The organism is Staphylococcus caeli (assembly GCF_051413795.1).
In the GTDB taxonomy this organism is placed as follows: Bacteria; Bacillota; Bacilli; order Staphylococcales; family Staphylococcaceae; genus Staphylococcus; species Staphylococcus caeli_A.
Genome location: NZ_JBOIRQ010000016.1, coordinates 41431 through 57926, shown reverse-complemented (window position 1 = coordinate 57926; position 16496 = coordinate 41431). Strand labels below are relative to the sequence as shown.

The window sequence follows — 16496 nt, the reverse complement described above, 5'->3', positions numbered from 1 at the left end:
GACGATCTACTCCTCTCTATAACTATAAAAAATAGCTATGAAAAAATCTATCGTCATAGATTTCTTCATAGCTAATCTTAGTATGTTTTTGTGCTATTTTAAATTCAATGAGGTTAAGCTTGTATTTGTTATAATGAAGTTGATAAATAAAAGACAAAGTGGGGATAATATATGGAATTAAGAAGCCTGAGGTATTTTTGGACAGTTGCTGAAGAACATTCGATTTCGAAGGCAGCTGCAGTATTGAATATAACGCAACCCACACTGAGTAGACAGATGCAAGATTTGGAATCTGAATTGGGTACAGAATTATTTTATCGTGAAAATAAAGGTATTGTATTGACCGAAGAAGGTATATTTTTAAAAAATAGAGCAGAAGATATCTTATCGCTTACAAATAAAACCCAACAGGAATTTGAAGATAAGAAACATCAAGCTTTGAAAGGGCATATTACGATTGGATGTGTAGAAGCGGATAACTCTGATACGCTTGCCATGATTTTGGAAGAGATGGTTAATGACCATCCAAATGTTACATTCCATATTGTTAGTGGTATCGGGAGCGAAATTAGTGAAATGTTGGAAAAAGGGTTAGTAGATATTGCGATTCTGATTGAACCTATTGCGACAGATAAATATGAAAAAATACCATTACCTCGACCAGAGCGTTGGGGATTACTTGTTTCAAATGATTCGGCGCTTAAAGGACAGTCTAGTATTATACCCGAGAATTTGAAAGATACTAAATTATTGATGTCGAGAAGACAAGAAAATCAAAATATGATTGCCAAATGGGGACAAACTAGAGTTGAGGATTTACAAATCATAGGGACTTATAATTTAGTGTTTAATATTTTTTCATTAGTACAAAATAATGTTGGTTCAGCTGTCGTAATTGAAGGTGTTACTAGAAATAGAAAATTAGATAATCTAGCATTTATACCATTTAAACCAGAATTGTATACCCATTGTGTTTTAGTATGGAAAAAAAAGTAGAGTGCAAACACCAATTTTAAAATCATTTATAAAAAGATTTAAAGAAATGAATCAGATAAAATAAGAAGAAAATTTATACAACTCATGCTTATTAGGCATGAGTTGTATTTTTTTAGGTATTAGACGCATGGTTGAACTAGCGTTAACCTGTAGTTGTACTCAAATCAAATATAGTAAAAGTTGAGGAGTGTTAGTGATGGCAAAAAAACAAACTACGGGTAGAGATAATCTTGGAACATTTGCACCTAAATTTGCAGAATTAAATGATGATGTCTTATTTGGTGAAGTATGGTCAAGAGAGTCAGAATTAGCACCATATAAAAGAAGTCTCATTACAATTACGGCCTTAATTGCTGGAGGTAACTTTGAACAGTTAACAGCACATTTAAAAATTGGAAAAGAAAATGGTGTAACAAAAGAAGATGTATCAGAAATGATTACACATTTATCGTTTTATGTTGGATGGCCTAAAGCATGGTCAGCATTTAATATTGCTAAAGAGATATACAACGATTAATTTTTTAAACGGAGGAGATTTGTTATGGCAAAACATGAAGAAGTCAAACAAGGTATAGTATTCCCAATAGGGGAAACAAATGATGCATTTGCAGATTCATTTATTGGACAAAGTTATTTGAATACATTAGTTAATGATCAAGATGTTGATGTTGTAGTTGGTAATGTGACATTTGAGCCGGGATGTCGTAATAATTGGCATATTCATACTGAAGGGTACCAAGTACTACTCGTTACTGGTGGTGAGGGTTGGTATCAAGAAGAAAATAAAACTGCACAAAAATTATTGCCAGGTTCTGTTATTGTAACGCATAAAGGCGTTAAACATTGGCATGGTGCAACGAAGGATAGTTGGTTTGAGCATATTGCTATTACTTCTGGAGCGTCAGAATTTCTCGAACCAGTATCAGATGAACATTATCATAAGATAGAAGTGTAAGGAGTAGATATAAATGGACAATATTGAAGGTAAAGTAGTTGTCATTACTGGTGCGTCGAGTGGTATCGGTGCAGCTGCGGCACAATTATTAAGTGGCCATGGCGCTAAATTAGTATTAGGTGCTAGAAGAATTGAAAAGTTAAACGATTTAAAGACACAATTAGATACTGAAGTAATCGTTAAATCAACAGATGTAACAAAAGCTGAAGAGCTAGATGCATTAATACAAGCTGCGGAAGATACTTTTGGCAAAGTAGATGTATTGATAAATAATGCAGGTTTAATGCCACAATCATATTTAGGTGATAATAATAGAGCGGAATGGAATCAAACGATTGATGTGAATTTAAAAGGCGTCTTGTATGGTATCGGAGCTGTTCTCCCTATTATGAGACGCCATAAATCAGGGCACATCATAAATATAGCATCAATTGCAGGACATCAAGTAAATCCTGGTGGTGCAGTCTATTGTGCAACTAAATTCGGTGTGCGTGCACTCACTGAAGCATTGCGTCAAGAAGAAGCATCGATAGGCAGTAATATTAGAACGACAATTATATCACCTGGAGCAATTGACACAGAACTATTAGATCATATTACAAATGATGCGTTGAAAAAAGATATGGAAAACGTATATGAAGATGCATTGAATGCGGACGAAGTTGCCGAAGCCATTGTCAATGTCATAGCTACGAATGAACAGACAGCTATCAATGAAGTAGTCATTCGTCCAACAAAACAATTGCCATAGGTATATGAAATGTATGAATGACGTTGCATGAGTTGGAAATCGTGAATAATTTATGTCGTGATGACTGATATTGATGCTAAATGAATATAGATAGGGCTACTGTTTTCATAGAGAGAAACGGTAGCCCTTTTACATAGTATGAAAAACGTAATGTATTTGAATATAGGTGTAGGAAGGAGGCACATGTATGAATAAAAAGTTGATATTAGTGACTGTTTTAGGAACTTATTTTCTAATTATGATGGACACGTCTATTACCATGACAGCTTTAAATGATATAAAACAAACGCTAAGTATGTCTGATAGCTTACTAACTTGGGTCCAAAGTGCGTATGTATTACTGTTTGGAGGGCTATTGCTTTTTGTTGCAAGATTGGGCGATGTTTTAGGATTGAAACGCATATTTTTAACGGGACTCCTATTATTTCTGCTATGTTCTATATCAACTGGTTTGGCTAACACTACAGAAATGCTATTGTTTTCAAGAGCTGGACAAGGGATTGCGGCAGCGATAGTGTCACCGTCAATATTAGCCTTTATCAATACGATATTTGAAGATGGTCCTGAAAAAAGAAAAACGATATCTATTTATAGCGCAATTGCAGGTATTGGGGCAAGTGGTGGTTTGATAGTAGGAGGTATCTTAACGACTTTAGTATCGTGGCGTTTATGCTTTTTAATTAATATTCCAATTTGTGTTTTCTTCATTATATTAGCGATAAAAACATTACCTAATACTCCGAAAGCTGATCACAGTCGTATAGATGGTATTGGTGCAGGATTGTCTGTGATTTCAATATTGCTCATTATTTTAGGGATGGAACGTTTAAATGTTACATATAGCCTGTTAAATCTGATGTTCATTGTGATTGGTTTTGTCATGTGTGTTGTACTCATTTTATATGAAAAACGTATAGCAGAACCGATGATTGATTTGAAATTGTTTAAGCATAAAATTCGCAGTTCTGGCTATATATTGCGATTTCTATTTTTAAGTTCAAGTTTTAGTTATTGGTATTATATGAGTATCTATTTTCAAGATACTTTTAACCTATCTCCATTAAAAACAGGATTACTGCTCATTTTTACGACTGGTATGAATTTTATAGTAGCATTAAATATCCATAAATTATTGAAAAAGCAGACGAACATTTGGATATTAATTCAAGGTATAGTGATTTCAATTATAGGCATGTTATTCTTGGTAGTTTGTTTGACTACTCAGGCAACACTTACGATATTTATAATTCCGTTGACCATCATTGGTATTGGACAAGGATTTGTATTTACGCCCTTAACGAATATGGGTGTATATAAGGTTTCTCAAGAACAATCAGGGATGGCTTCTGGTTTAGTAAATCTTGCACATCAAATAGGTGCATCTACAGGTATTGTATTTGAACTGCTTATTGCAACATGGATGACTCATATGTTTCGTTTGGAACGTTCTAATGACATGATGACTTTCATTGCTATGATAATAGGTTTAATTATACAAATTATTATGTTGCTATATGTGTTTATTATGTTTAAAAAGAAACAGGGTAGATATGAAATATGACAGTAATATATGGTTAATTCAAATGGAAATTCAATATTACCCACAATCGAGTGATACTGATGTATTTGAGTATAATAGACTGAGTTTTTAGATGTAAATAAAATTAAGTGTAAATGATGGGGGCGGGTTTATGACAATAAGAAGGGCAAATAATGCCGAATTAGAAATTATTAATGATACAATTCCACAATTTTTCAAAGAATCAATTACATTTACATGTGTGTTAAGCGATGAAGCGATGCGTGCTATGTCTCAGCGATTAAAAGCACAGGGCGCTATTTATTATGTGTTGGTTGAAAACGACCAATTTAAAGGTTTTATGCTTGTTGATCAAGGTGAAGATATTTTTTCGCAACAATTATATGGTTTTATCTACGAGTTATATGTCTTTAAATCTTATAGAAGAGAAGGCGTTGCACAGCAGTTGATTGATTTTGCTAAAATACTTTTTAAGAATCAAGGTGCAGATGAAATAAGATTAAACGTTTTTGCGGAAAATAATGCCAAATTATTATATGAAAAAGTAGGTTTTTACGATAGCCAAATCACGATGAAAATGAATTTAGAGTAATGAATTTTAATTTTTTTGAAAATATAATTTATCCTTTAATATCAACTGATTAAAGTGTATATTTCATTCAATATAAGTTTAAAACACAATAAAATTATTGACAGCGATTTCATTTAGGGATAAGTTTTTCTATATTTATAAATGTGTGAAACAAACGGGGGAAGCTATATGAAAAACTATCGCTATTTCATAATTATCATGATTATTATTATGACGATGATTAATTATGTTGATCGTGGAGCAATTTCTTATGCGCAAGAAGATATAATTCAGGAATTTGGTTTTGACAATATTGCTTGGGGTTCTATACTAGGTTACTTTGGTTATGGTTATATGCTCGGTTCATTGTTTGGCGGTGTTACGGCGGATAAAAAAGGGCCAAAATTTGTTTGGTTAATCGCTGGGACATTGTGGTCGTTATTTGAAATCGGCATGGCTTTTGCTGGTGAAATCGGTATGGCATTATTTGGAGGTTCAGCATTAGCAGGCTTCGGACTGCTAAGAGTTCTGTTTGGCCTTTCGGAAGGACCTATATTTTCAACGATTAGTAAGACGAATGCAAACTGGGCAGCGCCCAAAGAACGTGGTTTGTTATCGGCATTAGGCCTAATTGGAGTACCACTGGGTGCGCTCATGACAGCGCCAATTGTGTCAGGTTTTTTATTAATTTCGACATGGCGAGTCCTATTTGTCATCCTAGGCGTACTAGGGCTAGTGTGGATTATTATCTGGTATAAAGTATTTACAGACTATCCTGAAGATAATAAAAATGTTTCAGAAGCGGAAATTAAACGCATACGTACTGTAGATGAAACAGTTCAAGGTGAGAAGACGGTTGAAAACGAACAAAATGCACATGAAAAATGGTACCATTTTTTCAAAAGTCCAACATTAATTTTTAACATGATTGGCTACTTTGGTTTTCAATATATCAATTTCTTGATTTTGACGTGGACACCTAAATATTTACAAGATGAGTATCATTTTGAAATTCATTCATTGTGGTATTTAGGAATGATACCTTGGATTGGTGCTTGCTTCACTGCATATTTCGGGGGCCGACTATCAGATTGGTTGCGTGAAAAGACAGGCAGTTTAAGAATTGCAAGATCAGGATTAGCAATTTTTGGTATGACTTTAGCTGCAATTTGCTTCTTAATTATTCCTACAACGAATCAAATTGGATGGATTATGTTTCTAATGATGCTAGGAAATGCATGTATCTTTTTACCGAATGCAGTATATTGGTCAGTTATTATTGACACTGCACCTAAAAAGACTGGTACATACGGTGGGATGACGCACTTCTTTGTAAACTCAGCGACGATTATAGCGCCAACATTAACCGGTATATTGGTAACTTCTTATGGTTATTCATCTATGTTTATATCTGCAGTTGTTGCTGCAATTATTGGAATTATCGCAATGTGTTTTGTAAAACCAGGACAGAAGAAGATAAAATCCCTTTAATAGGATAATTTAATGCATATTACATGAATTTATGAATAAAAATAACCTGGGACAGATGTCTCAGGTTATTTTTCCAATTGGGCAGTAGATGACTGAATTGAAAATGTAAAGTCTCACTGCTTAATTCATTAAGTTAGTGAGACTTATACATGAGCTACAGCTCAGGTATACCTTTCAATTCTAGTCATCCTTGCCGGGGTGGGACAACGAAACTTTTTAGAAAAGTGAGTTTCTGTCCCACTCCTTTTTTAGTTTGAAAGGAAAAATAGAAGATTGTTGAATTTGATGTGCAAACAGATGATTTGAAAAAAATGTCGAATTGCGTATAATTTGATTTTGTTAAAAACAATTAAGGAGTCATAGATGATGATTAATAATAATTTTGAAGAAATACTAATGAATAGAAAATCTGTTAAGGTATTTGACGAGCAAGTGAAAATTCCAAAATCTGAAATGGATGAAATGATTAAAAAAGCAACGAAAGCACCATCTTCTGTAAATATGCAACCGTGGAGATTTCTAGTCGTTGAAAGTGATGAGGGTAAAGATAAATTGCGCCCATTGATTCGTTTTAATACACGCCAAAATGATACTTCTGCTGCAATGGTTGTCATTTTTGGAGATATGCAGAGCCAGACACATGGAGCAGACATTTACAATAATGCAGTTAAAGAAGGTTTAATGCCAGAGGAAGTAAAAAATGAAATGTTGGAAAAAGTCATTCCACTTTATGAAAATGCACCAAAAGCTATAATGAACGACATTGTTAAAATAGACAGTAGCTTAGCGGCAATGCAATTTATGCTTGTAGCAAAAGCACATGGTTATGATACAAATCCAATTGGAGGATTTGAAAGTGATCAAATCGCTGACGCATTTGATATCGATTCAGAGCGTTATGTGCCTGTCTTGATTGTTGCGATTGGCAAGGCTAAAAATCCAGCCCATGGATCATATAGATTGCCTACAGAGACAGTAACTAAATATGTATAATTTAATAGTATAAGAAAAGACAATTTATAGAGCGTTTTTAGCGCAATATAAATTGTCTTTTTATATTATAGAGTTACTTTTTTGGCTAAATCAGTAATGTATTTGAAAAATGCATCGTGTTCAACGTGATCAACGACTGAAATTGGGCGACCACACTCATTGTCGATATAGGTTTGTCCTTGGCTAGGGCCTTTGGTATGCACTGAAACATTGACTTGATGTTGTTGCACAAGTTCTGGTATACCTACGTATGCAGTCGTCAACACATCCCATAAGAAGTAGGTCGAATTTGTTTGGAAGTGTGTAAGTGGTGGGACAGCAGCATAACTTACTCCTAAGAAATCAACCCCTGAGTAATGACGTTCATTTGCCCATCCTTGTCGTACATCCCACGTCATTGGTACTTGATTGGTACTCTCTAATGCCACCATATCAATTTTGATATTGGTATCAAAGACAATTTTGACAGCTTCTGGATCCCAAAAAGCGTTCCATTCTGCAGTGCCATCATGTTCGGGTTCTTCTACGTTCCCTTTTTCTAAGAAGGTACCACCCATCCACACGAGACGCTCAATATGTTTTTCGATTGTTGGTTCAACGGTTAAAGCTTTTGCTAAATCTGTGAGTGGTCCTGTGAATAATAATGTTACTGGCGAAGTACTATTTTGAAGTTTGCCGATAATATCTTGGTATGCCTCATGATCTAGCACTTGAGATTGTTGTTGCGTTTGTTCATTAAGTATTGGTAGCGCGTCCATAAAGAAAGCATGCATGCGCCAGTCTTTAGGGAAAGGATTCTTTCCACGTTCGTTTGAAGCAGTAACGTGAATGGATTGGTTTGAAAAACGATTAATTATTTTTTGTGATGCACTGACTGCAGGTTCTACATAGCTATCAGCACCAATAGCACTTACACCAATTAATTTAATATCATCCATATGTAGTAGTAAAAATAGTGAAATTAAATCATCTACGCCACCGTCATGATTAAAATAAATTGCTTTCATAATTTATACCTCCAAGTTTAAATAAGACGAATACATGTTTCAGTCACTTTATGTATTCTTAAAAATAAAGTGTATTGCTTCATAATCTAATGTTTTTATTATATCAAAATATAGCGAATAGCATTACATTGGACTTTGAGGCTATATGATTACGTATGAAAATGTAAGGTGATTATTATTTTCTAATTTGTATTTAATAACAGTAAAGTTTAATTTGTTTATAAAAAAATACATAGGTTATGTGATATAAATAGAAACAATTTAAGGGGTGTTGTTATTTGTGAAATTTAAAAAGGAAAATGTTAATCGTGTCGATGGTGATCAAGCTAAGAAAGGAGTTGTCGCTACAGGGATTGGTAATGCGATAGAGTGGTTTGATTTTGGACTATATGCGCAATTGGCAGTTATTCTTAGTGCCAATTTCTTTGGCAACTTGCCGAAAGAGATGCAAATTGTATCGACATTTGCTGTGTTTGCTTTTGCATTTATCGTTAGACCCATTGGTGGTATATTTTTTAGTCATTTAGGGGATAAATATGGACGGAAAATTGTACTATCTACTACAATACTGCTAATGGCAGCATCAACATTGATGTTAGGTCTATTGCCTACTCAAGATCAAATTGGAATATGGGCACCCATTTTATTATTGGTTGTACGTATGATTCAGTCATTCTCTACTGGTGGTGAGTATGCTGGTGCAATGACTTATATTGCTGAAACTTCACCAGATAAGACGCGAGGTAAACTGGGGAGTGGACTAGAAATTGGAACACTTGCCGGCAATATTATGGCTGCTGTATTGGCGGGCGTAATGTATAGCTTATTAAATGACCAACAAATGGCTGATTGGGGATGGAGAATTCCATTTATTCTTGCTGCACCACTAGGCATTATTGGAATTATATTACGATCTAGTTTAGATGAGAGTCCTGCTTATGAATCTACATTAGAGGAAAAAGAAGAACTAGAATATTCCTATTTGGATATATTTAAGTATTATTGGAAAGACGTTATTGTATGCTTTACGGGTGTTGCATTCTTAAATGTTGCTAATTATATGGTACTTTCTTATATGCCATCGTATTTGAATTCTACAATTCATTTAGGTGGCACCATGGGTTCAATATTAAGCACGATAACGATGTTAGTCATGATACCAGCTGTCTTTTTCTTTGGTTGGTATAGCGATAAAGTGGGAAATAAGCGGACGATTATATTCGGTTTAGCAGGATTTAGCTTATTTTCAATTTTTGCATTTTGGTTAATGAGTATTCCTATGGTTCCGTTTATTATACTAGGTTTATTTATTATTGCACTATTTATGTCAACGTTTGAAGGTGTTATGCCTTCATTACTACCGAGTATGTTTCATACCAAGGTACGTCTGCGTACATTATCTCTTGTTTATAATATTGGTGCAGCAGTATTTGGTGGCTTAACGCCATTTATTCTTTCAACGTTAGTAGAAACAACAGGTCAACAAATAGCGCCTTCGTATTATTTAATGTTTATCAATGTCATAGGGCTTATTGTGTTTATTACAATGTTTAAATCTACTTCAAATAAATCATTAAGAGGCTCTTATCCAAACGTAGACAATCAAGAAGATTATGATGCGGTAGTGGATAATCCAAAAGATGCATTATGGTGGGAGGAAGAAATTAAGAAGGATTAAAAGTGGGTATGATGATTTTAATTATTCTATATACCTCATTTTCAATTTTTATATTTAAGTAACATATTTGTGAGCATTGTCTACAAGGTTTTTGATGAACTTATAGTAGATAATGCTCTATTTGCGCATAAATACACTTATATAGTAAAAGTGATGTAAAAATGTGGTGCTTAAGTATATAAAAGCACTGTTATGACTGTGTTTATAGCATTAAATGTAATTTTTAATGCAATTCGAAGTTAAATTAGTATAAGTTAAAAATGAATAATTGAGTTACATACAAAAAATATAGTTTAAGGTGATTATATAAGTAGTTAGTGAGGTATTAGTTGTGCAATTCTTTTATACATTTAATGTGTACATATCGCATTTATATACAATTATATACAAATAACTTGAGTATATATGCTTATTTGACTTGGTTATTTAGATGCGTATAATAGCACCATATACAGGTCAGTGTATAAAGTGCACTGATTTTGATATGAATATAAAAGACGAATTTAGGAGTAATTATGAGACAAAAAGACAAAGATGAAAGTGGTAAAATTAATTTACCGCAATTAGTACTACTTGGATTAGGTTCATTAATTGGATCTGGTTGGTTATTCGGAGCATGGGAAGCATCATCTATAGCTGGACCTGCTGCGATTATTTCATGGATTATAGGTTTTGTAGTCATAGGATCTATAGCGTATAACTACATAGAAATAGGCACGATGTTTCCACAATCAGGTGGCATGAGTAACTACGCACAATATACGCATGGTTCTCTGCTAGGCTTTATTGCCGCATGGGCCAATTGGGTGTCACTCGTGACTATTATTCCAATTGAAGCAGTATCAGCTGTTCAATATATGAGTTCTTGGCCTTGGGATTGGGCAAAATTCACAACAGGTTTAATGAAAGATGGCACGATTAGCAATACAGGATTATTGGCAGTGTTTGTCATTATTATTATTTTTTCATTATTAAATTACTGGTCTGTAAAATTATTAACATCATTTACAAGCTTAATTTCGGTATTCAAATTAGGTGTACCACTTTTAACAATTATTATGTTAATGATTTCGGGATTTGATACAGGTCACTATGGACATTCTATTAATCAATTTATGCCATATGGATCTGCGCCAATATTTGCAGCAACGACAGCTTCAGGTATTATTTTCTCATTTAATGCATTTCAAACAATTATTAACATGGGGTCTGAAATTCAAAAGCCCGAGAAAAACATTGCACGTGGTATAGCCATTTCACTAACATTAAGTGCAGTTCTATACATTGTGCTGCAAAGTACATTCATCACATCTATGCCAAGCGATATGATACATGAACATGGTTGGAGCGGCATTAATTTCAATTCACCATTTGCTGATATGGCAATACTACTTGGATTGAACTGGCTAGCAATATTATTATATATGGAAGCTGTTGTTTCGCCATTTGGTACGGGCGTTTCATTCGTAGCAGTTACAGGACGTGTATTGCGAGCTATGGAGCAAAATGGACACATACCTAAATTTTTAGGGAAAATCAATGAAAAATATAAAATTCCACGTATTGCCATTATCTTTAATGCAATTGTTAGTATGATTATGGTATCGTTGTTCCGCGACTGGGGCACTTTGGCGAGTGTTATTTCTACGGCAACACTTGTAGCGTATCTAACAGGCCCGACGACGGTGATTTCATTACGTAAAATGGCACCTAAGATGCATAGACCATTTCGTGCAAATTTATTAAAATTTATGGCACCATTTTCTTTTGTCATGGCATCATTAGCCATTTATTGGGCGATGTGGCCAACGACAGCACAGGTTATTCTAATTATTATTTTGGGTCTGCCAATTTATTTCTTTTATGAGTATAAAATGAATTGGAAAAATACCAAAAAACAAATTAATGGTAGTTTATGGATTGTTCTGTACTTAATAATTCTTGCAGCCCTATCATTTATAGGTAGTAAAGAATTTAAAGGTATGAACTGGATTCATTATCCATATGATTTTATTGTTATTATAGTGGTTGCATTGATATTTTATAAAATTGGTACGACAAGTTATTTTGAAAGTATCTACTTTAAACGAGCTAAAAAAATTAATAAAGATATGCGTACAAATTTAAGAGAGCAACGTAAGATGGATCAAACTACGGAAGATTAAATGACAAGGACAATATAAAGAAACAGGGCTAGCACATGTTGTGTTAGTCCTGTTTTTATTAAGAGCAAACCAATTTAAAGAATACTGATATTTTCGCTTAATTGAGGTACAAGTTGTAAATCTATATCATTATCAGTTATAAGAATATCTAAATCTGTAATATCGCAAATTTTGACTGTTACGATTTTATTGATTTTACTACTATCAGCTGTTAAATATGCCTTGTTTGAAATATTTAATATTTTTCTACGTGTCTCTACTTCATCTAGATTGTAATCGGTAACTCCTTTTTCTAAAGAGATACCACTACAACAGATAAAGGCTTTATCGATATTTAATTGGTCAAAGTTGAATAAAAAGTCAAAGCTAGTAATTGAATGTTCGGATTGTCTCACTTTTCCGCCGATACTGATAATTGTATGACCTTGATTTAATGCTTGTAACATTACGGGAATAGAATTTGTGATAATGGTTAGGTTATGAAGTTTATCCAAATACTTAGCGATTTGCAAAGTAGTAGAGCCACTATCTAAAAAAATACAGTCACCATCTGAAATTTCTGCGATTGCTTTTAAGGCAATCGTATTTTTTTTATCTATGTTTAAGTCTAAACGTTGTTCAATTACGGATTCGCCATTTGTACTGCGTTTGATGCGAATTCCACCATATTCTTTAGTAATCAAATCATCGTTGACTAACTGTTGAATATCTCTTCTTAAGGTTTCCATCGATATTTGCAATGTATCTTTGAGCGTTTTTAATTCTAGAAATTCATTTTCATTAAGTATATCAAGGATTCTTTGTCTTCTTTCTACAGGTAACAATCTATTTCCTCCTCATTACGTTTTTTGTAATATGGTCAACTTATTGTAATAACTTTGTCAAAACTTAATCAATTTTTACAAGGAATTAATATTAAATCAATAAAAACATTCTATACTTTTAGTATAACAAATTGGAGGTGTTGAAAGTGCTGGAATTACGAAACGTTAGCAAAAGCTTTGACGATCACAAAGTACTTCAAGACATAAATTTAGCGATTGAAAAGGGAGAAATCGTCAGTTTACTTGGGCCAAGTGGATGTGGAAAAACGACGTTATTGAATATGATTTTAGGGTTAACTGAAGTAACGCAAGGAGAAATTTTATATAACAATGTAGAAATTCAAGATAAACCAATGCAAAAAAGGAATTTTAATATAGTTTTTCAAGATTTTTGTTTATTTCCTCATTTGAATGCATATGACAACATTGTATATGGATTGAAAAATTTGAAACGGGATTTAAATGATAAGAAGATTACAGATTTAATAGAACTTTTAGAGTTAAGACCGCATTTAAATAAAAAAATACATGAGTTATCAGGTGGACAAAAACAACGTGTGTCTATCGCGAGAACGATTGTAATGGAACCTGAGATATTGCTGATGGATGAACCCCTAAGTGCACTAGATAGTGTAATTAAAGAGTCAATCAAAGATATGATACAGAAAGTTGCAGAAACATTATCTCTAACAACTATAATTGTAACGCACGATCCCGAAGAAGCATTGACGATGGCAGATAAAGTTGTAGTTATTGAAAATGGGAGTATCGCTCAATTTGGGACACCGAGTGAAATTATTAACCAACCGAAAAGTGCGTTTGTTGAAAAGTTCATATTAAAACAATTAAAAATTAAGCGTGACCATATTTATAATCTATTTGGTGACCGTCATGGTGCATAAGTACAAATCACAACACCTTGTCTTTTATCTGCTCATATTATTTTTTATTGTATTTTTAGTATTACCCATTGTTTTTCTATTAGGGCGCTCATTTTTCCTGGAAGGGTATATTTCACTTCACCATTACTCAAATTTATTAACGAATCCAGAAATCACGCAAGCATTTTTCAATAGTTTGAACGTTTCGCTCAGCGCAGCACTGATTACAACAATATTAGCATTCTTTTTAGCTTATGCCACACACATGACAAATAGTAGGAAATGGACACAATCATATATTAAGAATATGACATTGATGCCTATGCTTGTACCAACGATAACGTATGGATTTATCTTAATGTACTTATTTGGTAATGAGGGTATATTAGCTAATATTTTTGGTGCGCTACCGTTCACTATATATGGTAGAAATGGATTGCTTATAGGTTATGTGATTTATACTTTACCTGCAGCATATCTAATCATTTCAAACGCATTTAATTATATTGACCATCGTTTTTATTATATTTCCTCATTGATGGGAGATGGCAAATTAAGACGTTTTTATCATACGTTGTTAAGACCATTATTTGTACCAATTGGGAATGCCTTTGTCTTGTCATTTATATTAAGTTTTACCGATTTTGGTATACCAGCTTCTATTGGTGCAGACTATGGTGTTATTTCAATAACGTTGTATCAAATGATATTAGGGTCGATTCCTAGATTTGCTGAAGGTGCAGTTATCGCAATGATGATGCTCATACCTGCAGTTTTAGGATTTATATTTTTAAATGTAATTGAAAAATGGAATTTCCAACAACGGAATATTAATCATACACAACCACCTTTAAGGTCACTACATGACCGAATTGTTAATGGATGCGCGGTCATTATTACGACGATTATTTTATTGATATTTTTAGTGATGTTTGTGGTTCCGTTTACGAAAGATTATCCGTATCAAATGGATTTTACGTTGGAACATATTATTAATTTATTTAAAGATGAAATATTATTACATGTTTACGTACAATCACTCTTCGTTGCAATTTCAACTGCATTTTTTGGAAGTATTATTAGTTTTACTGGCGCGTTAATTACTGTTCGTACAAAGGTGAAAGGTAGACAATCATTACAAATTATTTCATTGATTACTAATACGGTTCCTGGAATGATCTTAGGTTTAGCATATTTATTGTTCTTTCAAAATAGTACGATAAAGGGCACATTTTTGATAGTTACTATAAGCATCATTGTTCATTATTATACAACGCCATTTGTTATGGCTAAGAGTGCTTTGGAAAAATTAGATCATACTTGGGATGTTACAAGTACATTATTATTTGATCGCTGGCATGAAACAATTTTCAAAATCATTTTACCGAATATGAAATCAACAATTATTGAAATGATGAATTATTATTTTATCAATGCGATGGTTACGATTAGTGGCGTTATCTTTTTAGTGTCTACGTCAACGCAACTTGTATCTACAGAAATCAATCAACTACAGCACTTCAACAGGTTTACGGATATATTCATATTATCTATATTAATTTTCATTACCAATATTGTCGTACGTAGCGTGAGTGGCTATTGGCTAAGTTACCAAAAAAGGAGAGGATGAGTACTATGAGTATAAAAATAAAAGTGATTTTGCTTAGTATTGTTGCACTTGTTTTACTATATTTCTCCTATTTTGGACTTGGGTCTTCTACAGATAAAGTAGTCATCTCAACTAATGCGGATGAAGAGGCAATTGCAGTAATGGAACAATCATTGGATAACCATGGATATAAGGGAGAATACATTATTCAGCCACAATCTACTGCTGAATTAGGTGGAAAAATGATGGCAGAAGGCACAAACATTGAGGCAGACATAGTAACACAAGCAACGTATTACTTGGAGAGTGCGCAAAAAGAGCATCATATGTTTAAAAATATAAAACATCATAAAGCAACGCAAGACAAATACCCAGATTATATTACGCCATTATTAGGAAATATGGGCGCAGTTTTTATTAACACAGAGGCTTTAAAAGATAGAGGATTGAAAGCACCAAAATCCATAAAAGACTTAACAAAACCAGAATATAAAAATCAAGTAGCTATGCCTAATGTTATAGATTCATCTACAGGTTGGCTTGTCATTCAGAGCATTCTAGATCAATACGGTAAACAAGATGGTCAAAAAATATTGACACAATTATTAAATAATGTAGGACCACATCTCGAAAGTTCTGGCTCAGGACCACTAAAAAAAGTGGAATCAGGAGAAGCGGCGATTGGCATTGGACTGCGTGCACAGGCAATAGATGCGGAAAAGAATGGCAAACCCATACGTCATATTGATCCTCAAGAAGGGAATTTCTCTCTAGTAGAAGCGGCAGCAGTCGTTAACAAGGGTGGGGAAAAAGAGCGTAAAGCTGAAGCAATGGTACAAGTCATTCAAAAATATGGACGTGAAGATTTATTAAAACAATACCCAGTTCCATTATATAAAGGTGAGTCTGTCTCTAAAGCGCAACAACCTAAATATCCTAAAAAATGGAACGGCCGATTGACCATTGATTTGTTAGATCAACATCAAGAAATATTTAAACAAGCTAAAAAGGAAGTTCAAACTCAATAGAATAGGA

Annotated in this window: 15 protein-coding genes; 13 read left to right on the top strand and 2 right to left on the bottom strand. The window is 33.6% G+C overall.

Annotated elements, in window-relative coordinates; all coding sequences use genetic code 11:
• Positions 1 to 171: 171 nt before the first annotated feature.
• The 8 genes from ACSULM_RS09180 to ACSULM_RS09145 all read left to right on the top strand — a co-directional run bounded on the left by ACSULM_RS09180 (position 172) and on the right by ACSULM_RS09145 (position 7297).
• Entirely contained in the window at positions 172 to 996 is an 825-nt protein-coding gene (locus ACSULM_RS09180) for a LysR family transcriptional regulator (RefSeq protein WP_436862306.1), read from the top strand.
• Positions 997 to 1192: 196 nt separating this feature from the next.
• Positions 1193 to 1513, top strand: a complete 321-nt coding sequence (locus ACSULM_RS09175) for a carboxymuconolactone decarboxylase family protein (protein WP_436862304.1) — start codon at positions 1193 to 1195, stop codon at positions 1511 to 1513.
• Positions 1514 to 1537: 24 nt separating this feature from the next.
• Complete coding sequence (locus tag ACSULM_RS09170; RefSeq protein ID WP_436862302.1) at positions 1538 to 1951, top strand: cupin domain-containing protein; 414 nt, start codon at positions 1538 to 1540, stop codon at positions 1949 to 1951.
• Between the two features lie 13 nt (positions 1952 to 1964).
• Complete coding sequence (locus ACSULM_RS09165; RefSeq protein ID WP_436862300.1) at positions 1965 to 2702, top strand: SDR family oxidoreductase; 738 nt, start codon at positions 1965 to 1967, stop codon at positions 2700 to 2702.
• 187 nt (positions 2703 to 2889) lie between these two features.
• Positions 2890 to 4263, top strand: a complete 1374-nt coding sequence (locus tag ACSULM_RS09160) for an MFS transporter (protein ID WP_436862298.1) — start codon at positions 2890 to 2892, stop codon at positions 4261 to 4263.
• A 130-nt stretch (positions 4264 to 4393) separates the two neighbouring features.
• Positions 4394 to 4834 carry an N-acetyltransferase family protein gene (locus ACSULM_RS09155; protein WP_436862296.1) on the top strand — a complete coding sequence of 147 codons (441 nt, stop codon included), beginning with the start codon at positions 4394 to 4396 and terminating at the stop codon, positions 4832 to 4834.
• Between the two features lie 168 nt (positions 4835 to 5002).
• Positions 5003 to 6304: an MFS transporter gene (locus tag ACSULM_RS09150; RefSeq protein ID WP_436862294.1), complete on the top strand. Its 1302-nt coding sequence runs from the start codon at positions 5003 to 5005 to the stop codon at positions 6302 to 6304.
• Between the two features lie 366 nt (positions 6305 to 6670).
• On the top strand, positions 6671 to 7297 hold the full coding sequence (locus ACSULM_RS09145) for a nitroreductase family protein (RefSeq protein ID WP_436862293.1): 627 nt from the start codon (positions 6671 to 6673) through the stop codon (positions 7295 to 7297).
• 65 nt (positions 7298 to 7362) lie between these two features.
• Here ACSULM_RS09145 and ACSULM_RS09140 read toward each other — a convergent pair whose 3' ends face one another.
• The gene (locus ACSULM_RS09140; protein WP_436862291.1) at positions 7363 to 8304 is read right to left on the bottom strand and encodes a nucleoside hydrolase; all 942 of its coding nucleotides are present in this window, start codon (positions 8302 to 8304) and stop codon (positions 7363 to 7365) included.
• A gap of 280 nt (positions 8305 to 8584) precedes the next feature.
• On the opposite strand from ACSULM_RS09140, the gene ACSULM_RS09135 reads away from it, so the two are divergent.
• Complete coding sequence (locus tag ACSULM_RS09135) at positions 8585 to 9982, top strand: MFS transporter (RefSeq protein ID WP_436862289.1); 1398 nt, start codon at positions 8585 to 8587, stop codon at positions 9980 to 9982.
• Between the two features lie 515 nt (positions 9983 to 10497).
• Complete coding sequence (locus ACSULM_RS09130; RefSeq protein WP_436862287.1) at positions 10498 to 12147, top strand: APC family permease; 1650 nt, start codon at positions 10498 to 10500, stop codon at positions 12145 to 12147.
• A 74-nt stretch (positions 12148 to 12221) separates the two neighbouring features.
• Here the strand turns inward: ACSULM_RS09130 and ACSULM_RS09125 are convergent, their stop codons facing one another.
• Positions 12222 to 12971: a DeoR/GlpR family DNA-binding transcription regulator gene (locus tag ACSULM_RS09125; RefSeq protein WP_436862286.1), complete on the bottom strand. Its 750-nt coding sequence runs from the start codon at positions 12969 to 12971 to the stop codon at positions 12222 to 12224.
• Positions 12972 to 13117: 146 nt separating this feature from the next.
• Between ACSULM_RS09125 and ACSULM_RS09120 the strand changes: the two genes are divergently transcribed.
• Genes ACSULM_RS09120 through ACSULM_RS09110 form a run of 3 tightly spaced genes read left to right on the top strand, consistent with a single transcriptional unit; the run spans position 13118 to position 16489 of the window.
• On the top strand, positions 13118 to 13873 hold the full coding sequence (locus tag ACSULM_RS09120) for an ABC transporter ATP-binding protein (RefSeq protein WP_436862284.1): 756 nt from the start codon (positions 13118 to 13120) through the stop codon (positions 13871 to 13873).
• Positions 13863 to 15482: an ABC transporter permease subunit gene (locus ACSULM_RS09115; RefSeq protein ID WP_436862282.1), complete on the top strand. Its 1620-nt coding sequence runs from the start codon at positions 13863 to 13865 to the stop codon at positions 15480 to 15482. Before ACSULM_RS09120 ends, ACSULM_RS09115 begins: the two co-directional genes overlap by 11 nt.
• A 5-nt stretch (positions 15483 to 15487) precedes the next feature.
• Positions 15488 to 16489 (top strand): extracellular solute-binding protein, encoded by a 1002-nt coding sequence (locus tag ACSULM_RS09110; protein ID WP_436862281.1) that lies wholly within the window; start codon positions 15488 to 15490, stop codon positions 16487 to 16489.
• The last annotated feature ends 7 nt before the right edge of the window (positions 16490 to 16496 follow it).

Bases quoted from the DNA above. Each gene is read 5' to 3' on its own strand.
- ACSULM_RS09110 (WP_436862281.1), top strand. From the start codon at position 15,488: ATGAGTATAAAAATAAAAGTGATTTTGCTTAGTATTGTTGCACTTGTT.
- ACSULM_RS09150 (WP_436862294.1), top strand. From the start codon at position 5,003: ATGAAAAACTATCGCTATTTCATAATTATCATGATTATTATTATGACG.
- ACSULM_RS09170 (WP_436862302.1), top strand. From the start codon at position 1,538: ATGGCAAAACATGAAGAAGTCAAACAAGGTATAGTATTCCCAATAGGG.
- ACSULM_RS09155 (WP_436862296.1), top strand. From the start codon at position 4,394: ATGACAATAAGAAGGGCAAATAATGCCGAATTAGAAATTATTAATGAT.
- ACSULM_RS09140 (WP_436862291.1), bottom strand. From the start codon at position 8,304: ATGAAAGCAATTTATTTTAATCATGACGGTGGCGTAGATGATTTAATT.
- ACSULM_RS09180 (WP_436862306.1), top strand. From the start codon at position 172: ATGGAATTAAGAAGCCTGAGGTATTTTTGGACAGTTGCTGAAGAACAT.
- ACSULM_RS09130 (WP_436862287.1), top strand. From the start codon at position 10,498: ATGAGACAAAAAGACAAAGATGAAAGTGGTAAAATTAATTTACCGCAA.
- ACSULM_RS09165 (WP_436862300.1), top strand. From the start codon at position 1,965: ATGGACAATATTGAAGGTAAAGTAGTTGTCATTACTGGTGCGTCGAGT.
- ACSULM_RS09115 (WP_436862282.1), top strand. From the start codon at position 13,863: ATGGTGCATAAGTACAAATCACAACACCTTGTCTTTTATCTGCTCATA.
- ACSULM_RS09175 (WP_436862304.1), top strand. From the start codon at position 1,193: ATGGCAAAAAAACAAACTACGGGTAGAGATAATCTTGGAACATTTGCA.
- ACSULM_RS09160 (WP_436862298.1), top strand. From the start codon at position 2,890: ATGAATAAAAAGTTGATATTAGTGACTGTTTTAGGAACTTATTTTCTA.
- ACSULM_RS09145 (WP_436862293.1), top strand. From the start codon at position 6,671: ATGATTAATAATAATTTTGAAGAAATACTAATGAATAGAAAATCTGTT.